Raw genomic sequence first — 17,650 nt, 5'->3', positions numbered from 1 at the left:
GGGCCTATGCCCCTTTTTTGTTTTCAATTAATAAGAAAGGCAATAATGTAAATAACATCAATACTAAAGCTGTGACCGCAGCATCTTCGGTTCGATAGCTACCTAGCTGTTGGTATAACAAATAAGGAAGAGAACTAAAATCCGGACTACCAAAAAATGCAATCACCGCAAAGCTGCCCAAACTGGAAGACATTGCAAAAGCAAAGGCACTGATAAGCGGTCGAATTAAGTAATCTTTTTCCACTATCCACCAACGGCGAAATCCGGTTAAACCAAGACTGCGAGCTAATTTATCTTGTGCGGTAAACGAATGCCACATTGCGGCAAATATTAGTCGATAAATATAAGGTAAAAGAATTACACCATTACATACACTGACTAACCATAATAATTGCGTGCTGCTTAATTCCACATCAATTAATAAGACAAATAACCCTACCGCTAATAAAAATACCGGAAAAATCAGCGGGTAAGTTGCCACACTGTTTAATAATCCGTATTGCCATTTTTTATTTGCAAAAGCTAACTTTCGTGTTTCTAAAGCTAATAAATACGCTAACACTAACACTACGCTCGAGGCAATTAGGCTTAATAAGAAAGAAAACCAAGCCGCTTGCCATAAGCTTGGATTGAGTAAACGCTCACCAAAATCAGAAACGGATATTCCCGCCCATAAGATGGTGACAAGCGGTAGAATAATTGCAAAACTTTGCAAGAACATCACCGCTTGTAAACCGAACTTTCGCCAGCCTAAAGGCTTAGGCCTCCATAGTTCCACTGATAACGGTGCTTTTTGAGTCTGTTTAAACGCAACCTTTGCCGTCATATCTATCAATAATTGCAACAAAAGACCAACCGCTAATTGCAGCATAATCAGCATTGTGGCTTTTGCAAAATCAAATTCAAAAGTGACCGCTTGATAAATTGCAACTTCTAAGGTGCTGTATTTAGGGCTGCCACCTAAAATAAGCACAATAGGAAAGCTGGTAAAACAGATCAAAAATACATTAGCAAAGACATAAGGCAAAATGCTTTTTAAGGTTGGTAATTCTACGACACGGAAATAATTCCAACCTCGTAAATTCAACTGTGCCGCTAAACGATGCTGCCCGCTTGAAATCAGATTTAGCCCTTCCAAACAATATTTCATCACAAAAGGAATATTAAAAAATAAATGGGCAAATAAAATACCATGCAAACCGTAAAGTTGCAGTTCCCACTTTATTCCTAAAAATTGAAGAAAATGAGCAAATGCTCCCGAACTGCCCCAGAATCCGATAATAGCAAAAATAACAACCAGTGAAGGCAACGCCCAAACAAAAGAAATGATTTTATAAAGAACGGACTTCCCGAGGAAATCTAAATAAAAAAAGGCACGTGCTAATAAAACACCGAATAAAGTAGAAAATAATGCGGATAAACCGGCTTGCAACACACTATATTTTAAAATCGGCAACATTTCTGAAAATTGCCAAACCGTTTCCTCCTGTTGATGTCCGACCAATGCCAACAAGCTAAAAATATAAACAGCAACAATGGTAATATATATTAACCATGCGGGGAATTTTGATACAGAATGAAACATTATTTCCTCAATAATAAAATTAATCGATTTATTTTAACATTTTTTTAAACTATTTTTACGCAAACGTTTGGTTATATTTTGTCATCTAAAAATTGACGTGAGGCAAAGTTAACTCATTTTGGTCAATAAATACGCTAATATTCGACTTTTATCAAAAGTTTTTCTGGTTTTAAGCGTGTTTTTAGATCTTTTTTGTAGTAAAGTTAGCACAAATAGTAATAGGTTTGATTACCAAAACAGATTTTTTTCACTTTTAAAATTCAAGAGGAATTTTCTTATGTACTCAAAAGACGTTGTTATTACTGCACCTAACGGTTTACACACTCGCCCTGCAGCTGAGTTTGTAAAAGCAGCTAAAGGTTTCGCTTCAGACATTACCGTAACTTCTGGTGGTAAAAGCTCAAGCGCAAAAAGTTTATTCAAACTTCAAACTTTAGGTTTAACTCAAGGTACAACCATCACTATTTCTGCGGAAGGTGAAGACGAACAAAAAGCAGTTGATTTCTTAGTAGATTTAATTCCTACTTTAGAATAATTATTCTTTAGCTCCCATTTACAAGACAACCCTATCCTACTCGACTGAATCATAAAGTGGAGTAATAGGGTTGTATTATGCTATCTAAGCATTACCGAATCACTTTTAAAACAAGGACAGACTATGATTACAGGTATCGCAGCTTCTCCAGGCATTGTGTTTGGTAAAGCACTCGTATTAAAAGAAGAGCCAATCGTACTCCATACTCAGAAAATCACAGCAGATCAAATTGAAGCTGAAAAAGCGAAGTTCTTTGCCGGCCGTGAAAAAGCAGCGGCGCAATTAACAGCGATTAAAGAGAAAGCTAGACGCACCCTTGGTGAAGAAAAAGAAGCTATCTTTGAAGGTCACTTAATGATCTTAGAAGATGAAGAGCTTGAAGAAGAAATTTTAGGCTATATTGCTGATAACCTTGTAACTGCAGATGTTGCTACAAGTAAAGTGATTGATATGCAAGCTTCTATGCTGGCAGAAATTGATGATGAATACTTAAAAGAACGTGCCGGGGATATTCGTGATATCGGTAACCGCCTATTACGTAACATTCTTGGTATGCATATCATTGATTTAGGTGATATTCAAGAAGAAGTTATTCTTGTTGCTTATGACTTAACACCTTCTGAAACGGCACAATTAAACTTAGATAAAGTATTAGGCTTTATTACTGATATTGGTGGCCGTACATCTCACACTTCAATTATGGCTCGTTCATTAGAGCTTCCTGCTATCGTTGGTACAAATGATATTACTGCACGTGTTAAAACCGGTGATACATTAATTTTAGATGCGGTAAATAACCAAATTCACATTAATCCTTCAGACGCAGAAATCGCAGAATTCAAAGCAGTTCAAGAACGTGTTGAGACCGAAAAAGCAGAACTTGCAAAATTAAAAGAATTACCGGCGGAAACTTTAGACGGTCACCGTATCGAAGTTGCAGGTAACATCGGCACAATCCGCGATGTTGACGGCGTATTACGTAATGGTGGTGAATCGGTCGGCTTATATCGTACTGAATTCTTATTTATGGATCGTAGCGAATTACCGAGCGAAGAAGAACAATTCCAGGCGTACAAAGAAATTGTTGAAGCGATGGGCGGTAAACAAGTGGTATTACGTACCATGGATATCGGTGGCGACAAAGAATTACCGTACCTAAACTTACCGAAAGAAATGAACCCGTTCTTAGGTTGGCGTGCGGTGCGTATCGGTTTAACACGTCGTGAAATCTTAGATACACAATTACGTGCAGTATTACGTGCTTCGGCATTCGGTAAATTAGCAGTAATGTTCCCAATGATTATCTCTGTAGAAGAGATTCGTGAATTAAAAGCGATCGTTGCGGAATTAAAAGAACAGCTCAGTGCTGAAGGTAAAGCATTCGATGAAAACCTTCAATTAGGTATCATGGTTGAAACTCCGTCAGCAGCGGTAAATGCACATCACCTTGCGAAAGAAGCGGATTTCTTCAGTATCGGTACTAACGACTTAACCCAATATACCTTAGCGGTTGACCGTGGTAATGAAATCATTGCACACCTTTACAACCCATTAAGTCCATCAGTATTGAACTTAATCAAACAAGTGATTGATGCTTCACACGCTGAAGGTAAATGGACCGGTATGTGCGGTGAGTTAGCGGGTGATGTTCGTGCAACAGCATTATTATTAGGCATGGGCTTAGACGAGTTTAGTATGAGTGCAATTTCTGTACCTCACGTAAAAAAACTTGCTCGCTCAATCAGCTATGCTGATGCCAAAGCGCTTGCAGACGAAGCATTAGCACAGCCGACAGCAGCTGACATTGAAAAATTAGTTAACGATTTTTACGCTAAACTGAACTAATTTTCAATAAATAGCATACAAAAACAGAATTCTCGTATAGAATGTACGAGGATTTTGTTTATTATTTAAATAACGGAGATTTCTATGGGCTTTTTCGACAAATTATTTGGCTCAAAACAAGCAGCGGCAAAAGAGGTTAAAGTTTATGCGCCTCTTTCAGGTGAAATCGTAAACATCGAAGATGTACCAGATGTTGTTTTCTCTGAAAAAATCGTTGGTGACGGTGTTGCAATTCGCCCAAACGGTGACACAATCGTTGCGCCAGTAAATGGTACTATCGGTAAAATTTTCGAAACAAACCACGCATTCTCAATTGAATCGGATGAAGGTGTTGAATTATTCGTTCACTTCGGTATTGATACGGTTGAATTAAAAGGCGAAGGTTTTACCCGTGTGGCTCAAGAAGGCCAATCAGTAAAAGCTGGTGACCCGATTATTAAATTTGATTTAGAATTACTTGAAAGCAAAGCAAAATCAGTATTAACACCGGTTGTTATTTCTAATATGGATGAAATTAGCAACCTAGACAAAAAAGTCGGTCAAGTTGTTGCTGGTGAAAGCGTTGTATTAACATTAACTAAGTAATTGATTTAGTTGAATAAATCGCTGCCACGATAGTAAAATATCGTGGCATTTTTATTGGTTTAATTTTATTTAGTTATAGCGAAAAAATAATCAAACGGGTAAAATGGACATAAGTTTTGCGTAAAGGGATTTCTCTTTACGCTTTTATTTTCTACTTATTAATAACTTATTATTTTTGAGACATTATGGCGAAATTACATATTACAACTTGGGGCTGCCAAATGAATGAGTACGACTCATCCAAAATGGCGGATCTTCTAAATTCTACTCACGGGCTAGAGCTTACCGATAAACCGGAAGAAGCGGACGTTTTATTACTTAATACCTGCTCAATTCGTGAAAAAGCACAAGAAAAAGTATTCTCGCAACTTGGTCGCTGGAAAAACTGGAAAAAAGATAAACCGGAATTAATTATCGGCGTAGGTGGTTGTGTAGCTTCACAAGAAGGCGAACACATTCGTGAGCGTGCGCCATTTGTTGATATCGTATTCGGCCCGCAAACATTGCACCGTTTACCGGAAATGATCAACAAAATCCGTGGCGGAGACCGTGCGATCGTTGATATTTCTTTCCCGGAAATTGAAAAATTTGACCGCTTGCCGGAACCTCGTGCCGAAGGTCCAACCGCTTTCGTTTCAATTATGGAAGGTTGTAATAAATATTGCTCATTCTGCGTAGTGCCTTACACACGTGGTGAAGAAGTTTCTCGTCCGGTGGATGACGTATTATTTGAAATCGCACAATTAGCAGAACAAGGCGTACGTGAAGTGAACTTACTTGGTCAAAATGTAAATGCTTACCGTGGTGAAACTTTTGACGGTGGCATCTGCACATTTGCAGAGTTACTGCGTTTAGTTGCGGCGATTGACGGTATCGACCGTGTGCGTTACACCACTAGCCATCCGATTGAATTTACCGATGACATCATTGAAGTTTATCGTGACACACCTGAATTAGTGAGCTTCTTACACTTACCGATTCAAAGCGGTGCGGATCGTGTATTAACCATGATGAAACGTAATCATACGGCATTAGAATATAAAGCGATCATTCGTAAATTACGTGAAGTTCGTCCGAATATTCAGATCAGTTCAGACTTTATCGTTGGCTTCCCGGGTGAAACGGCGGAAGACTTCGAACAAACGATGAAAGTGATCGAACAAGTAAACTTTGATATGAGCTTCAGCTTTATCTACTCTGCTCGCCCAGGTACACCGGCAGCTGACTTACCGGATGATATTTCGGAAGAAGAGAAAAAAGAACGTTTAGCGCGTTTACAACAACGTATCAATCACCAAGCTATGCAATTCAGCCGTGCAATGTTAGGCACGGAACAACGTGTATTGGTGGAGGGCCCATCTAAAAAAGACATTATGGAATTGACCGGCCGTACCGAAAATAACCGTATCGTTAACTTCCAAGGCACACCGGATATGATTGGTAAATTTGTAGATATTAAAATCACTGATGTTTATACTAACTCACTACGCGGCGATGTGGTTCGTACCGAAAACGAAATGGGCTTACGTGTCGTAGAATCTGCGGCAAGCGTGATTGCTCGTACTCGTAAAGAAGATGAACTGGGCGTTGGCAAATACGTCGTAAATCTGTAAAAGATTAGACAAAAAACTCAGCCTTATGGCTGAGTTTTTTATGTACAAACATTGTACCTAGCTATAACAAGCGGTCAAATTTAGTCTATTTTTTGCAAATTTTGCAGCAAAAAAGACCGCTTGTCGAATGATGCTCTCCTTATGCCGCTTTCTTACGTGCAAGAATACGATTTGCACATTCTGCTGCTGCGGTTAAGCCGCCTGCCATCATAATAATATCTTTCACAATCAAGCGACCAACACCGGATAAATAAGGGAAATTGTATGCCGGCGTCGGCGTATCCGAGGTTCGGCCCCCATGTCTCCAGTGTCGTAATTTAAGAAAGAAAGCGTCACCAACAACATACCAAAAGTAAGCAGCCTGCATGCTAAACCGGCTGTCGCATTACAAATTCCAAGTAAGGTTAAAATACCAACGGTTACAATCGTTGCACCGATAATATAAGAAGCGGTGTAAGTGCCGTTTTCTTTATGCCATTCAATATTTTTCGCCACCATTTTGCCTTCAGGGTTTTTATGTAAGATATATTCCATCGCCATTTATCCTTTGTCATTCGGCACTAGATTCGGGCCTTTTTCATACATATAACTGATAACTGAAGAATGGGCTATTCGATACAAAATGTGTGATACCGTCTGCTCATATTGGCATACTTTGAGTCCGCCAATCCACGCCATTACGATAAAAATCACAATACGAATAAAGCTGATAGCTACTTTTTCATCAGTAATTCCTTCGTGTATGAAACCTTCGTTTAAATTATAATGACTAAAATTGGTAAGCGGTAAAATTTGAAATAGTTTTTGCAAAACTAAACCGTTTTAGCTAAGATAAATTAACTATTTTTTACTAGATAAAGAGGCGTGTATGAGCAAGATTTGGGTAACCGGCGATGCGGTGGTTGATTTAATTCCGGATGGTGAAAATCACTATTTAAAATGTGCGGGCGGCGCACCGGCAAACGTTGCAGTGGGTGTTTCACGTTTAGGCGTTGAAGCAGGTTTTATCGGTCGAGTAGGTTTAGATCCGCTAGGCAAATTTATGCAGCAAACACTTAATGCGGAAAAAGTTTCGACCGAACATATGATCCTCGATCCGAAACAACGTACCTCGACGGTGATTGTAGGCTTAGATGACGGTGAACGCAGCTTTACCTTTATGGTGACCCCAAGTGCGGATCAATTTCTTGAAGTCAGTGATTTACCGACCTTCCAAAAAGGCGATTTCCTACACTGCTGTTCTATCGCTCTTATCAATGATCCTTCACGTTCTACCACAATTGAAGCGATTCGCCGTGTAAAAGAGGCGGGCGGTTTCTTCTCATTTGACCCGAATTTACGTGAATCGCTTTGGGCAAGTCTTGAAGATATGAAACAAGTGGTAAATAGCGTGGTAGCGATGGCAGACGTACTCAAATTCTCTGAAGAAGAATTAACGTTATTAACCAATACCACTACACTTGAACAAGCAACTCAAGTGATTACCACGCAATATCCAGAGAAATTAATTATTATTACTTTAGGTAAAGACGGTGCGATTTATCACTTAAACGGTAACAGCCAAGTAGTTGCAGGCAAAGCGTTAAAACCGGTTGATACCACTGGTGCCGGCGATGCGTTTGTAAGTGGTTTACTTGCCGGTTTATCGCAGGTTGCGGATTGGAAAGACGAAAGCGTATTAGTGGATGTTATTCGTAAAGCGAATGCTTCAGGCGCTTTAGCGACAACCGCAAAAGGGGCGATGTCAGCATTACCAAACAAAGCTGAGCTAGAAGCATTTTTAGCGCAATAATCACAGCAAGCGGTGAAATTTCACCGCTTTTTTGCAACTTAGGATTTTACTATGCACATTTTCAATAACGGCAAATACAAAAGCCTTCACGCAGCAGAACAAGGCGAATTAGCGACAATCCGTCAAACCGTACTTTCTGATAAGGATTTCTATCCGACCTACCATTTAGCGCCACAAACCGGTCTATTTAACGATCCGAACGGCTTAATTTTTGACGGTGGAAAATACCATATCTTCGTGCAATGGTTCCCTTATGATGCCATGCACGGTATGAAACACTGGGAACATTTTATTACTCGCGATTTCCAAACTTTTGAAAAATTCGACCGCTTGATCCCAGATGAAATGTTTGAATCACATGGTTGCTATTCAGGCGGTGCAATTATGTGGCAAGACAAAATCGTAGCGTTCTATACTGGTAATACTCGCCGTGCGAGCGATAACCAACGTGTTCCGCACCAAAACATTGCGATTTTTGATAAATCGGGCAAATTATTGGAAAAACGTTGTATTATCGACCAAACACCGGCTGGCTATACCGAGCACGTTCGTGATCCTAAACCGTTTATTACCGCAGAAGGTAAAATTCGCTTTGTGCTTGGTGCACAACGAGAGAACCTAACCGGCACCTGCTTGGTTTATGAAATGGATGATCTTGATAGCACGCCTCGTTTAATTTCCGAATTAGCGGTCAAAGACTTTGATAACAGCAATGTGTTTATGTGGGAATGTCCGGATCTATTTCAACTTGGCGGTAAAGATGTGTTTGTTTGGTCACCACAAGGTAAACTTCGTGAAGCGCATCAGTTCCAAAACAATTATCATGCTACCTATGCGCTGGGCAAATTAGACGGCAACAATTTGATCGCCGAGCATATCGAAGAACTGGACTACGGTTTTGATTTCTATGCGCCGCAATCGGTACAGAATTCTGATCGTATTATGTTCGGTTGGGTCGGCTTACCGGATTTAACTTATCCGACCGATAAATATAAATGGCATTCAACCTTAAGTCTGCCACGTCAAATAAAGGTAGAAGACGGCAAAATTAAGCAAACACCAATCGTTAAATTAGCCGCAAAACAAGCGGTCGAAGTTGAGCAAAAAATTGCAATCGACAATCTTGATACCGCCTATTTGCAAATTTCTGTCGAAAATCAACCGCTTGCATTAAACTTCTTTAGTAATGATAACGGACAAACATTAGGCTTACGTTATGAAAACGGTTTATTAACGCTAGATCGCAGTGCAACAGAGCAAACTGAGCTAATGGAAAAATTTGATAGCATGCGTCACTGTGAAGTCGATAAACTCGACAGCTTAGAGATTTTCTTTGACCGTTCTGTAGTAGAAATTTTCATCAATGGCGGAGAAAAAGTGATGACATCACGATTCTTTATTGCAAATCGCCTCAATCTGTTAGAAACTTCTCGTCCGTTAACCGTACAAATTGCCCAAGTGCAGGCAATTCAAATCCAAAATTAAAATAATAAGGCACAAGTAAAACTTGTGCCGTTTTACTTCCATACGAAAATCATTTTTGAGGAAAAAACCGTGGAATCAAAACCTAAAAAACGTCTAACGCTCAATGATATTGCCGCACTCAGCGGTGTATCGAAAACGACTGCCAGTATGATTCTTAACGGTAAAAGCGATGATTTTCGTATCAAATCTGAAACTCGCCAAAAAGTACAAGCAATTGCTGAACAATACGGTTATCGTGCCAATGTTTATGCGAAAGCATTACAAGCACAACGTTCTAACGTTATTGGTTTGGTGATTCCGGATCTCACCAATTACGGCTTTGCCTCAACCGCTCGCAACCTTGAAAAGCTATGCCGAGAAAACGGTTTACAGTTAGTAATTGCCTGTTCCGATGATAACCCGCAACAAGAAAAACTGGTAATTGAACGTTTATTGGATCGTCAGGTTGATTTGCTGATTACCGCACCAACCCACCAAGATCCGAATTATTATCAAAAAATCATTCGCCATACGCCGGTTTTACATATCGACCGCCATATTCCGAATTTGGAGCTGAATTACATTATCAGTGATGACACGCCAAGTGTGGCGAAGTTGGTGGAAAATATTGTACGCGCGTATCAGCCGAAAGAGTTTTTCTATTTAGGCGGACAACTTTCGCTTTCGCCGAGTGCTTCTCGTTTAGAAGGCTTCTATGAAGGCTTGGAGCAATCACACTTAGTGGCACAAAGCAGTTGGATTTTACATAAAGATTACCAACCGGAATCGGGCTATCAAATGTTTGCCGAAATCGTTGAACGTTTGGGACGCTTGCCCGAAGCGGTATTTACCGCCTCTTACACAATTTTGGAAGGGGTATTACGTTACTTAACCGAACATAAACAAATGGCAAAATTGATGAATCAAGAGTTACATTTAGCAACTTTTGACGATCACCATTTATTAGACGCATTACCGTTTCATATTCACTCAATTGCGCAAGATCATGAACAAATTGCACTGAAAACATTCCAGCTTATACGAGAAAAATTACAACGCAAAGCGATTAACAATGCCAAAGTCGATTGTGAAATTATTTGGCGACACTAAAACAAGTCTAGCTACTTTTAAAAGGATATCCTATGGCACATTTTTATGAATATTTAGAATTTAGCAGTGACGAAGACCGTGAAAATCAGCTTGAAGTTTACGTTGATGTCAAACTTGAAGCGGAAACCGAGGAAAAACTCAAAGCACTCGGCGTACAGGGAGATTGGCTAGTAATGGCTGAGCCTTATTGTCCGGATTGTGTAGAAATCGTTGCTTACTTCCAACGTATGACGAAGCTCAATCCGAATATCAAAGTGAAATACGTTTCACGTAAAGATAACAAAGAGCGTAAGCATTTTGACAGTGATGAGCAACAACAAGCGGTTATTTCTGCACAGAAAATTCCAAGTATCTTTGATATTCGTCACGGCAAAACTGAATTGGTTTTATGTGAATTTCCGCAATTCTTAAAACAGAAAATGGAAGCGGAGCCAGAAAAATTTGATGAGATAAAAGCTGATTTCCGTATGGGTAAATTCGGTAAACAAGTCGAAGCAGAATTATTAGCGATTCTAACGAAGAATGCGTAACCTCTCCAATAACCCACCTTACAAGCGCTTCCAAGCCTTAATAGGTGGGTTTTCTATATAAGATGTTTATAAACGATAATACGAATAAAACTTCGGAATGCGCTTTTTGCTTGAGGAAAGAGAAATTTTAGATATAAAAAAAGCACCTCATGGTGCTATCTGCTTTGGTATGATGAAATGGAGCGGGAAACGAGGCTCGAACTCGCGACCCCGACCTTGGCAAGGTCGTGCTCTACCAACTGAGCTATTCCCGCATTGAAATTATTTTAATTTAGAATAATTTGGAGGTTTACTATCGAATGGTGCCCGAGGCCAGACTTGAACTGGCACGCCTCGAAAGGCGAGGGATTTTAAATCCCTTGCGTCTACCGATTCCGCCACTCGGGCTTCGATAATTAATTTTATTTTAAGCTTTAAAATGGTGCCCGAGGCCAGACTTGAACTGGCACACCCCGAAAGGCGAGGGATTTTAAATCCCTTGCGTCTACCGATTCCGCCACTCGGGCACAACCGTTTTAAATCTTAAAATGGAGCGGGAAACGAGGCTCGAACTCGCGACCCCGACCTTGGCAAGGTCGTGCTCTACCAACTGAGCTATTCCCGCATAATTTAAATTTTGTCATTCTAAAATGGTGCCCGAGGCCAGACTTGAACTGGCACGCCCCGAAAGGCGAGGGATTTTAAATCCCTTGCGTCTACCGATTCCGCCACTCGGGCTCATCTTAAAATGGAGCGGGAAACGAGGCTCGAACTCGCGACCCCGACCTTGGCAAGGTCGTGCTCTACCAACTGAGCTATTCCCGCAATAAAAACGCTACGTTCTTACGTAGCGTTTCATGAGCAGTATTTTAGGGATTTTTGAAAAGTTGTCAAACATAAATTTCAAAAAAAGTTTCATTAGGCGAAAATTCGATCCATTTGACGATTTTTTGCTAGAAACCCCGTTTATTATTCCAAAAAGCAATAAAGAAAACAGAATAGTTATTGGAATCTATACTTCAGTTTTCCTAATAATGGTTGCACTTTATGTTTGTCAGGAGAACTTATGCTAATTTCAGGTCTATTTTGTGGCTTATTGCTTGGTTTCGTTATGCAACGCGGACGATTTTGTATTACCGGCGCATTCCGAGACCTATACATAACTAAAAACAAAAAGATGTTTATCGCACTATTGATTGCAATCAGCATTCAATCCATCGGCTTTTTTATCCTTCAAGAAGTCGGTTTTATTAATTTCCAACCGGCTGAAAACTTTGCACCTATTGCTGTTATAAGTGGAGCTTTTCTATTTGGCATCGGTATCATTCTCGCCGGTGGCTGTGCGACCGGAACTTGGTACCGCGCCGGTGAGGGGTTAGTCGGTAGCTGGATCGCATTAGCAACTTATATGCTATTTAGTGCAATGCTAAGAACCGGCCCGTTAGGTTCATTTAACAATGTATTACGTAGTATCAATATCAAACATAAAACCATTTATGAAAGTTTTGGTATTTCTCCTTGGATTTTAGTCATTCTGCTTGTTGGTATTACTGGATTTGCCGTCTTTCAACAACTACGCAAGCCCAAAGCTAAAGTCGCTACACTCAAACCGAAAAAAACAGGCCTAGCTCACATTTTATTTGAAAAACGTTGGGATCCGCTTGTTACAGCTATCATCATCGGCATTATTGCGATTTTTGCTTGGGTCTTTAGCGTACCGACAGGGCGTGAATTCGGTTTAGGTATTACCAGCCCTTCTGCAAATTTATTGCAATTTTTAGTTACCGGAGAAAGCAAATTTATTAACTGGGGCGTATTACTGGTGTTAGGTATTTTAATTGGTTCTTTTATTGCGGCGAAAGGTGCAAATGAATTCAGAGTAAGGGTACCAGACAGTAAAACCGTGATTTACAGCGCAACAGGCGGGGGATTGATGGGAATCGGTGCAACGCTTGCCGGTGGCTGTTCTATCGGTAATGGTTTAGTAGAAACGTCATTTTTCTCATGGCAGGGTTGGGTATCTTTACCTGTAATGATTTTAGGCACTTGGGTTGCTGCCTATTTTACCATTATTAAACCACGTACAAACGCATAAACACTATAGTTATATAAGGAATAAAGAATGCAAGTAAAATTAGAAACTTCCGGCTTAGTCTGTCCTTTTCCACTTGTGGAAGCTAAAGAAGCAATTGCAAAACTGAATAAAGGTGATGAGCTGGTTATTGAATTTGACTGTACTCAAGCTACCGAAGCCATTCCAAACTGGGCAGCTGAAGAAGGTTATGAAGTGACCGACTTCAAACAAATTGATGATGCGAAGTGGACGATTACCGTTGTGAAATAACCAAAAGCAAGCGGTGACATTTTGCTAAAACTTGCAAATTTTCACCGCTTGCCCTTAATGAATTAAACCAATTTTTCAATCAAAGCTGAAACAAATTCCAATCGTTCCGCATTGCTTGCAAGCGGTAAATTAAAGCGGAATTTTTGCGCCCCTTCGAATTTATAGACGTTCTTATCCGATTGAATCAGTTGCAAGAATTTCATCGGGTCGGGCTGAGCATTCGGTTTAAATTCCAAATAGCCACCGTTAATCCCTGCATCAACTTTCTTCAAGCCGAGTGGGGTTGCCACATGACGAAGCTGAGTGATTTGGAATAGATTCTTAGTTGCTTCCGGCAATAATCCGAAGCAGTCGATAAGTTCTACTTTCAAATCTTTCAATGCATCAACACTTTCTGCCGAGGCGATACGTTTATAGAACGATAAACGCATATTCACATCCGGTACATAATCGTCCGGTAACAGTGCCGGTATGCGTAACTCGATCTCTACCTGATTTTGGGTGATTTCTTCTAAAGTCGGTTCACGTCCTTCTTGTAACGCTTTTACCGCATTTTCGAGTAAATCCATATAGAGTGAGAAACCGATGCTTTCGATCTGTCCGCTTTGTTCCGAACCAAGCAATTCGCCCGCCCCACGAATTTCTAAATCGTGAGTCGCTAACACAAATCCGGCACCGAGATTATCAATCGAACTGAGCGCTTCCAAACGCTGTTGAGCATCTTTGGTCAATGTTTTTGGCGGTGGTGTCAGTAAATACGCATAAGCCTGATGATGAGAACGTCCAACACGTCCACGTAATTGGTGTAACTGTGCTAAGCCAAATTTATCCGCACGATCAATAATAATCGTGTTAGCGGTCGGTATGTCAATGCCTGTTTCTATAATGGTTGAGCACACCAATAAATTAAAACGTTGATGATAGAAATCGCTCATCACACGTTCTAATTCACGTTCACGCATTTGCCCGTGTCCGATCAAAATCCGAGCTTCCGGCACCAATTCTGCTAGTTTAGTCGCACAATTTTCAATCGTTGCCACATCATTGTGTAAGTAATACACCTGTCCGCCACGTAGAATTTCACGCAGAATAGCTTCTCTCACAACCAAATCATCATGTTGGCGCACAAAGGTTTTAATTGTTAAGCGGCGTGCTGGTGGACTAGCAATAATAGAAAGATCTCGCATGCCGTTTAACGCCATATTGAGCGTGCGAGGAATTGGCGTTGCGGTAAGCGTAAGAATATCAACATTAGCTCGCAATTGTTTGATTTTCTCTTTTTGACGCACGCCGAAACGATGCTCTTCATCAATTACGAGTAGACCGAGGTCTCGGAATTGTACATCTTCTTGTAGCAGTTTGTGCGTGCCGACCAAAATATCCACTTTACCTTCCGCCACCTTTTCCAAAATCGCTTTTTGCTCTTTAGCGGTTTTAAAACGAGAAAGCACCTCAACATTAATCGGATAGTTTGCAAAACGATCTTTGAAATTCTCGAAATGTTGTTGTGCCAAAAGTGTGGTCGGCACAAGCACTGCAACTTGTTTGTGGTTTTCAACCGCTAAGAAAGTCGCCCGCATTGCTACTTCGGTTTTACCGAAACCAACATCCCCGCAGACAAGACGATCCATAGCTTTTGGCAAGCACATATCGCTGATTACCGCATTGATCGCAGTTTTTTGATCTTCGGTTTCTTCAAACGGGAAAGTGTGGCTAAATTGCATAAAACTGTCTCGATCGTAGGCAAACGCAAAGCCTTTTTGCGATTCTCGTTTTGCATACACATCAAGTAATTCCGCCGCAACATCTCGAATTTTTTCCGCTGCTTTTTGACGTGTTTTCGCCCACGCTTCCGAACCGAGTTTGTGTAACGGTGCAGTTTCATCCGCACCGCCAATATAACGGGAAATCAGATGCAATGAAGCAACCGGTACATAAAGCTTCGCCTCGTTTGCATATTGCAGCACAAGGTATTCCGCTTTAATACCGCCGGCATCCAACACAGTTAGCCCTGCATAACGCCCGACACCGTTTTCTAAATGTACCACCGCTTGCCCGATTTTGAGTTCTGCAAGGTTACGAATTAGCGTATCCGGATTTACCGTTTTACGATTTTTCTCCGCCCGTTTTGTTTGAACTTTTTCGCCCAAGAAATCCGTTTCGCAAATAATTGCTAAATTTTGACCGCTTGCATTTTCAATGATAAAGCCTTGATCAAGCGGTGAAATCATCAGTGAAATTTGCGAATCAATTTCCGCTAATGATTTAACTTGTTTCGGTTTAATTTTTAGCGGTGAAAGTAATTCAAGCAAGGTTTCTCGACGGCCTTCACTTTCTACCGAAAATAAAAGCTGTCCATCGAATTTACTACGAAATTTATTGAACGCCTCAAACGGATCTTTTAACTGCGAATTAATCGCTAATTCCGGTAGCTTATCAATATTGGCATTCTGTTTAGCTGCTGATTTTCTGACTTTTTCCGCACTTAGTGTCAAACGTGGATAAGCTTTTAAGCCACGATTGACTTCATCAACCGAGAACCATAATTTTTCCGGCGGTAACAGCGGACGCATCGGATCTACTCGGCGACTTTCATAGCGCTGAGCGGTATCTTTATGAAACTGCTTCGCTTTTTCCGAAATACCGTCAAAGGTAATAAATAAGGTATTTTCCGCCAAATAATCAAATAAGCTCGCCATTTCTTCAAAGAATAGCGGTTGCCAATATTCAATCCCTGCGTTCAAAATCCCTTTACTGACTTGCTGATAAATATGTTCCGGCTCACGACGAATCTCACCGAATTGTTCACGGAATTTGCTTCTAAAATGCTCGATCCCGTTGCTATCAGTCGGGAACTCGTGTGCCGGTAATAAATTAATTTCGTTGATCTCAGCTATCGTACGTTGACTATCTACATCAAAGGTGCGGATCGAATCGATTTCATCATCAAAAAAATCTAAACGGAACGGGCTTTCCGCTCCCATCGGGTAAAGATCGAGTAACGCGCCACGTACAGCATATTCACCGTATTCCAATACTTGTTCCACCACACGATAACCGGCATTTTCAAGCTGTAAGCGTAGCGATTGAATCGAAAAACGGTCTCCTTTTTTAATCAATAACACACTATTGGCGAGATAATTCGGCGGACAAACTTTCTGTAACAGCGTGTTGATCGGCAATAAGAAAATCTGTTTATTACCTTGTTGCAAATGAAACAGCGCCGAAAGACGGGCGGAAATAATATCCTGATGCGGTGAAAAATTATCATAAGGCAAAGTTTCCCCATCGGGAAAGACCGAAACTGGTAATTTACTGAATTGCTTTAAGGCTTTTTCAAGGCGTAATGCGGTACGGGTATCCAGTGTTACCACCACGCTTAAACCATTAAATTGTGTGGCTGCTTCAGCAATAGCTAAGGTATCTGAATGCCCGATTAGATTACCAAGTGTTTGATGATCTTGAAATTTGCCCCCTTCTTGCTGAGCAATTAAAGGCAGATTAAACTGAATGAATGACATAAGCGGTCGATTTTGTTGAAAAATTTGCAAATATTGTAGCCCAAAGGTTTACTTTTACAAAACCGATTAATAAAAGGGGGCTGCAATAGCCCCCTTTATTAGTGATAGTATATTAAATTAAGCGTAGAAGCTTACTTGCTCTTGTTGTAATGGAGTGTATGAAACACAAATATCACAAGAACCATTAGCGTTATAAACTACATCAACTGTTGCGCTACCGTCTTTGAAATCAAATTGTTCAATTGAATTCGCACCATCATTGAGGTAGTTAACCACTTCGATATAGTTACCTTCATTTGTAGTATCAGTAATAAATAAGTTGCTACCTTTAAGGCTGAAGGTTACTTCATCTGAATTTAGATCAGTGAATCTGATCAAATCAAAATCACTTTTCGCACCTTTGTCTGCAACCACATCGTGGCCGAAATTCCCACTGAAGATATAAGTATCACTACCTACACCACCAGAAAGATAGTCACCAGCACCAAGACCGCCAACTAAGATATCATTACCTTCCCCACCGAATAAGTTATCGTGACCGCCGAAACCATATAAAATATCGTTACCCGCACCACCATCGAGCATATCTTTATCTTCTGTACCACAAAGTACGTTGTCACATTCGTCACCAAAAATTTTGTTATCAGCTTCCCAAGGTGGTGTTGGAGCATCATCTTCCGGACAACCACAGGTTGACCCTTGTGGAACTGGCCCTTGTGGAACTGGCTCTTGTGGAACTGGCTCTTG

General features: G+C 40.6%; 14 protein-coding genes, 6 tRNA genes and 1 pseudogene. 10 read left to right on the top strand and 11 right to left on the bottom strand.

Annotation, left to right across the window (positions count from 1 at the left end; genetic code table 11):
• Window positions 1-4 precede the first annotated feature (4 nt).
• Window positions 5-1,609, bottom strand: coding sequence for a thiamine/thiamine pyrophosphate ABC transporter permease ThiP (thiP, locus tag C228_RS0101145; protein ID WP_281109841.1), 1,605 nt, complete (start codon window positions 1,607-1,609; stop codon window positions 5-7).
• A gap of 253 nt (window positions 1,610-1,862) precedes the next feature.
• Between thiP and ptsH the strand changes: the two genes are divergently transcribed.
• From ptsH to miaB, 4 genes are all read left to right on the top strand, one after another.
• Window positions 1,863-2,120, top strand: coding sequence for a phosphocarrier protein Hpr (ptsH, locus tag C228_RS0101140; protein WP_005598406.1), 258 nt, complete (start codon window positions 1,863-1,865; stop codon window positions 2,118-2,120).
• A 123-nt stretch (window positions 2,121-2,243) separates the two neighbouring features.
• Window positions 2,244-3,965 (top strand): phosphoenolpyruvate-protein phosphotransferase PtsI, encoded by a 1,722-nt coding sequence (gene ptsI, locus C228_RS0101135; protein ID WP_018650883.1) that lies wholly within the window; start codon window positions 2,244-2,246, stop codon window positions 3,963-3,965.
• An 84-nt stretch (window positions 3,966-4,049) separates the two neighbouring features.
• Complete coding sequence (gene crr / locus C228_RS0101130; RefSeq protein WP_005622167.1) at window positions 4,050-4,550, top strand: PTS glucose transporter subunit IIA; 501 nt, start codon at window positions 4,050-4,052, stop codon at window positions 4,548-4,550.
• A 185-nt stretch (window positions 4,551-4,735) separates the two neighbouring features.
• A complete protein-coding gene (gene miaB / locus C228_RS0101125) occupies window positions 4,736-6,163 on the top strand; it encodes a tRNA (N6-isopentenyl adenosine(37)-C2)-methylthiotransferase MiaB (RefSeq protein ID WP_026313126.1) in 1,428 nt (475 codons plus the stop codon).
• 139 nt (window positions 6,164-6,302) lie between these two features.
• Here miaB and C228_RS14975 read toward each other — a convergent pair whose 3' ends face one another.
• Both C228_RS14975 and C228_RS13115 read right to left on the bottom strand, forming a co-directional pair.
• A complete protein-coding gene (locus tag C228_RS14975; RefSeq protein WP_281109840.1) occupies window positions 6,303-6,389 on the bottom strand; it encodes a hypothetical protein in 87 nt (28 codons plus the stop codon).
• Window positions 6,390-6,391: 2 nt separating this feature from the next.
• A pseudogene (locus tag C228_RS13115) lies at window positions 6,392-6,841 on the bottom strand (DUF417 family protein).
• 190 nt (window positions 6,842-7,031) lie between these two features.
• On the opposite strand from C228_RS13115, the gene C228_RS0101115 reads away from it, so the two are divergent.
• The 4 genes from C228_RS0101115 (at window position 7,032) to C228_RS0101100 (ending at window position 11,059) form a co-directional block, all read left to right on the top strand.
• A complete protein-coding gene (locus tag C228_RS0101115; RefSeq protein ID WP_018650881.1) occupies window positions 7,032-7,955 on the top strand; it encodes an aminoimidazole riboside kinase in 924 nt (307 codons plus the stop codon).
• 51 nt (window positions 7,956-8,006) lie between these two features.
• Window positions 8,007-9,440 carry a glycoside hydrolase family 32 protein gene (locus C228_RS0101110; RefSeq protein ID WP_018650880.1) on the top strand — a complete coding sequence of 478 codons (1,434 nt, stop codon included), beginning with the start codon at window positions 8,007-8,009 and terminating at the stop codon, window positions 9,438-9,440.
• A gap of 69 nt (window positions 9,441-9,509) precedes the next feature.
• Window positions 9,510-10,529, top strand: coding sequence for a LacI family DNA-binding transcriptional regulator (locus C228_RS0101105; RefSeq protein ID WP_018650879.1), 1,020 nt, complete (start codon window positions 9,510-9,512; stop codon window positions 10,527-10,529).
• Between the two features lie 32 nt (window positions 10,530-10,561).
• On the top strand, window positions 10,562-11,059 hold the full coding sequence (locus C228_RS0101100; protein ID WP_018650878.1) for a thioredoxin family protein: 498 nt from the start codon (window positions 10,562-10,564) through the stop codon (window positions 11,057-11,059).
• A 178-nt stretch (window positions 11,060-11,237) separates the two neighbouring features.
• On the opposite strand, the gene C228_RS0101095 is transcribed toward C228_RS0101100, so the two are convergent.
• From C228_RS0101095 to C228_RS0101070, 6 genes are all read right to left on the bottom strand, one after another.
• Window positions 11,238-11,313, bottom strand: a tRNA-Gly gene (locus tag C228_RS0101095).
• 46 nt (window positions 11,314-11,359) lie between these two features.
• Window positions 11,360-11,446 (bottom strand) — tRNA-Leu (locus C228_RS0101090).
• A 32-nt stretch (window positions 11,447-11,478) separates the two neighbouring features.
• Window positions 11,479-11,565 (bottom strand) — tRNA-Leu (locus C228_RS0101085).
• A 22-nt stretch (window positions 11,566-11,587) separates the two neighbouring features.
• Window positions 11,588-11,663: transfer RNA gene (locus C228_RS0101080), tRNA-Gly, on the bottom strand.
• A gap of 26 nt (window positions 11,664-11,689) precedes the next feature.
• Window positions 11,690-11,776, bottom strand: a tRNA-Leu gene (locus C228_RS0101075).
• 11 nt (window positions 11,777-11,787) lie between these two features.
• Window positions 11,788-11,863: transfer RNA gene (locus C228_RS0101070), tRNA-Gly, on the bottom strand.
• A 241-nt stretch (window positions 11,864-12,104) separates the two neighbouring features.
• Between C228_RS0101070 and C228_RS0101065 the strand changes: the two genes are divergently transcribed.
• Together C228_RS0101065 and C228_RS0101060 are read left to right on the top strand one after the other, a co-directional pair.
• Window positions 12,105-13,133 carry a YeeE/YedE family protein gene (locus C228_RS0101065; protein WP_018650876.1) on the top strand — a complete coding sequence of 343 codons (1,029 nt, stop codon included), beginning with the start codon at window positions 12,105-12,107 and terminating at the stop codon, window positions 13,131-13,133.
• Between the two features lie 27 nt (window positions 13,134-13,160).
• Window positions 13,161-13,382, top strand: a complete 222-nt coding sequence (locus C228_RS0101060; RefSeq protein WP_018650875.1) for a sulfurtransferase TusA family protein — start codon at window positions 13,161-13,163, stop codon at window positions 13,380-13,382.
• 62 nt (window positions 13,383-13,444) lie between these two features.
• Here C228_RS0101060 and mfd read toward each other — a convergent pair whose 3' ends face one another.
• Window positions 13,445-16,903 carry a transcription-repair coupling factor gene (gene mfd / locus C228_RS0101055; RefSeq protein WP_026313125.1) on the bottom strand — a complete coding sequence of 1,153 codons (3,459 nt, stop codon included), beginning with the start codon at window positions 16,901-16,903 and terminating at the stop codon, window positions 13,445-13,447.
• Window positions 16,904-17,020: 117 nt separating this feature from the next.
• Window positions 17,021-17,650 (bottom strand): calcium-binding protein (locus C228_RS13110; RefSeq protein ID WP_039770544.1); only part of this gene is annotated, 630 nt, incomplete at its 5' end.

Origin of the sequence: Actinobacillus capsulatus DSM 19761, assembly GCF_000374285.1 — a bacterium.
Classification (GTDB): Bacteria; Pseudomonadota; Gammaproteobacteria; order Enterobacterales; family Pasteurellaceae; genus Actinobacillus; species Actinobacillus capsulatus.
The sequence above is the reverse complement of the archived record's forward strand: the minus strand, read 5'-3'. Positions and strand labels throughout refer to the sequence as shown.

Coding starts and splice junctions, on each gene's coding strand:
- ptsH (WP_005598406.1), top strand. CDS start 1,863: ATGTACTCAAAAGACGTTGTTATTACTGCACCTAACGGTTTACACACT.
- ptsI (WP_018650883.1), top strand. CDS start 2,244: ATGATTACAGGTATCGCAGCTTCTCCAGGCATTGTGTTTGGTAAAGCA.
- crr (WP_005622167.1), top strand. CDS start 4,050: ATGGGCTTTTTCGACAAATTATTTGGCTCAAAACAAGCAGCGGCAAAA.
- miaB (WP_026313126.1), top strand. CDS start 4,736: ATGGCGAAATTACATATTACAACTTGGGGCTGCCAAATGAATGAGTAC.
- C228_RS0101115 (WP_018650881.1), top strand. CDS start 7,032: ATGAGCAAGATTTGGGTAACCGGCGATGCGGTGGTTGATTTAATTCCG.
- C228_RS0101110 (WP_018650880.1), top strand. CDS start 8,007: ATGCACATTTTCAATAACGGCAAATACAAAAGCCTTCACGCAGCAGAA.
- C228_RS0101100 (WP_018650878.1), top strand. CDS start 10,562: ATGGCACATTTTTATGAATATTTAGAATTTAGCAGTGACGAAGACCGT.
- C228_RS0101065 (WP_018650876.1), top strand. CDS start 12,105: ATGCTAATTTCAGGTCTATTTTGTGGCTTATTGCTTGGTTTCGTTATG.
- C228_RS0101060 (WP_018650875.1), top strand. CDS start 13,161: ATGCAAGTAAAATTAGAAACTTCCGGCTTAGTCTGTCCTTTTCCACTT.
- mfd (WP_026313125.1), bottom strand. CDS start 16,903: ATGTCATTCATTCAGTTTAATCTGCCTTTAATTGCTCAGCAAGAAGGG.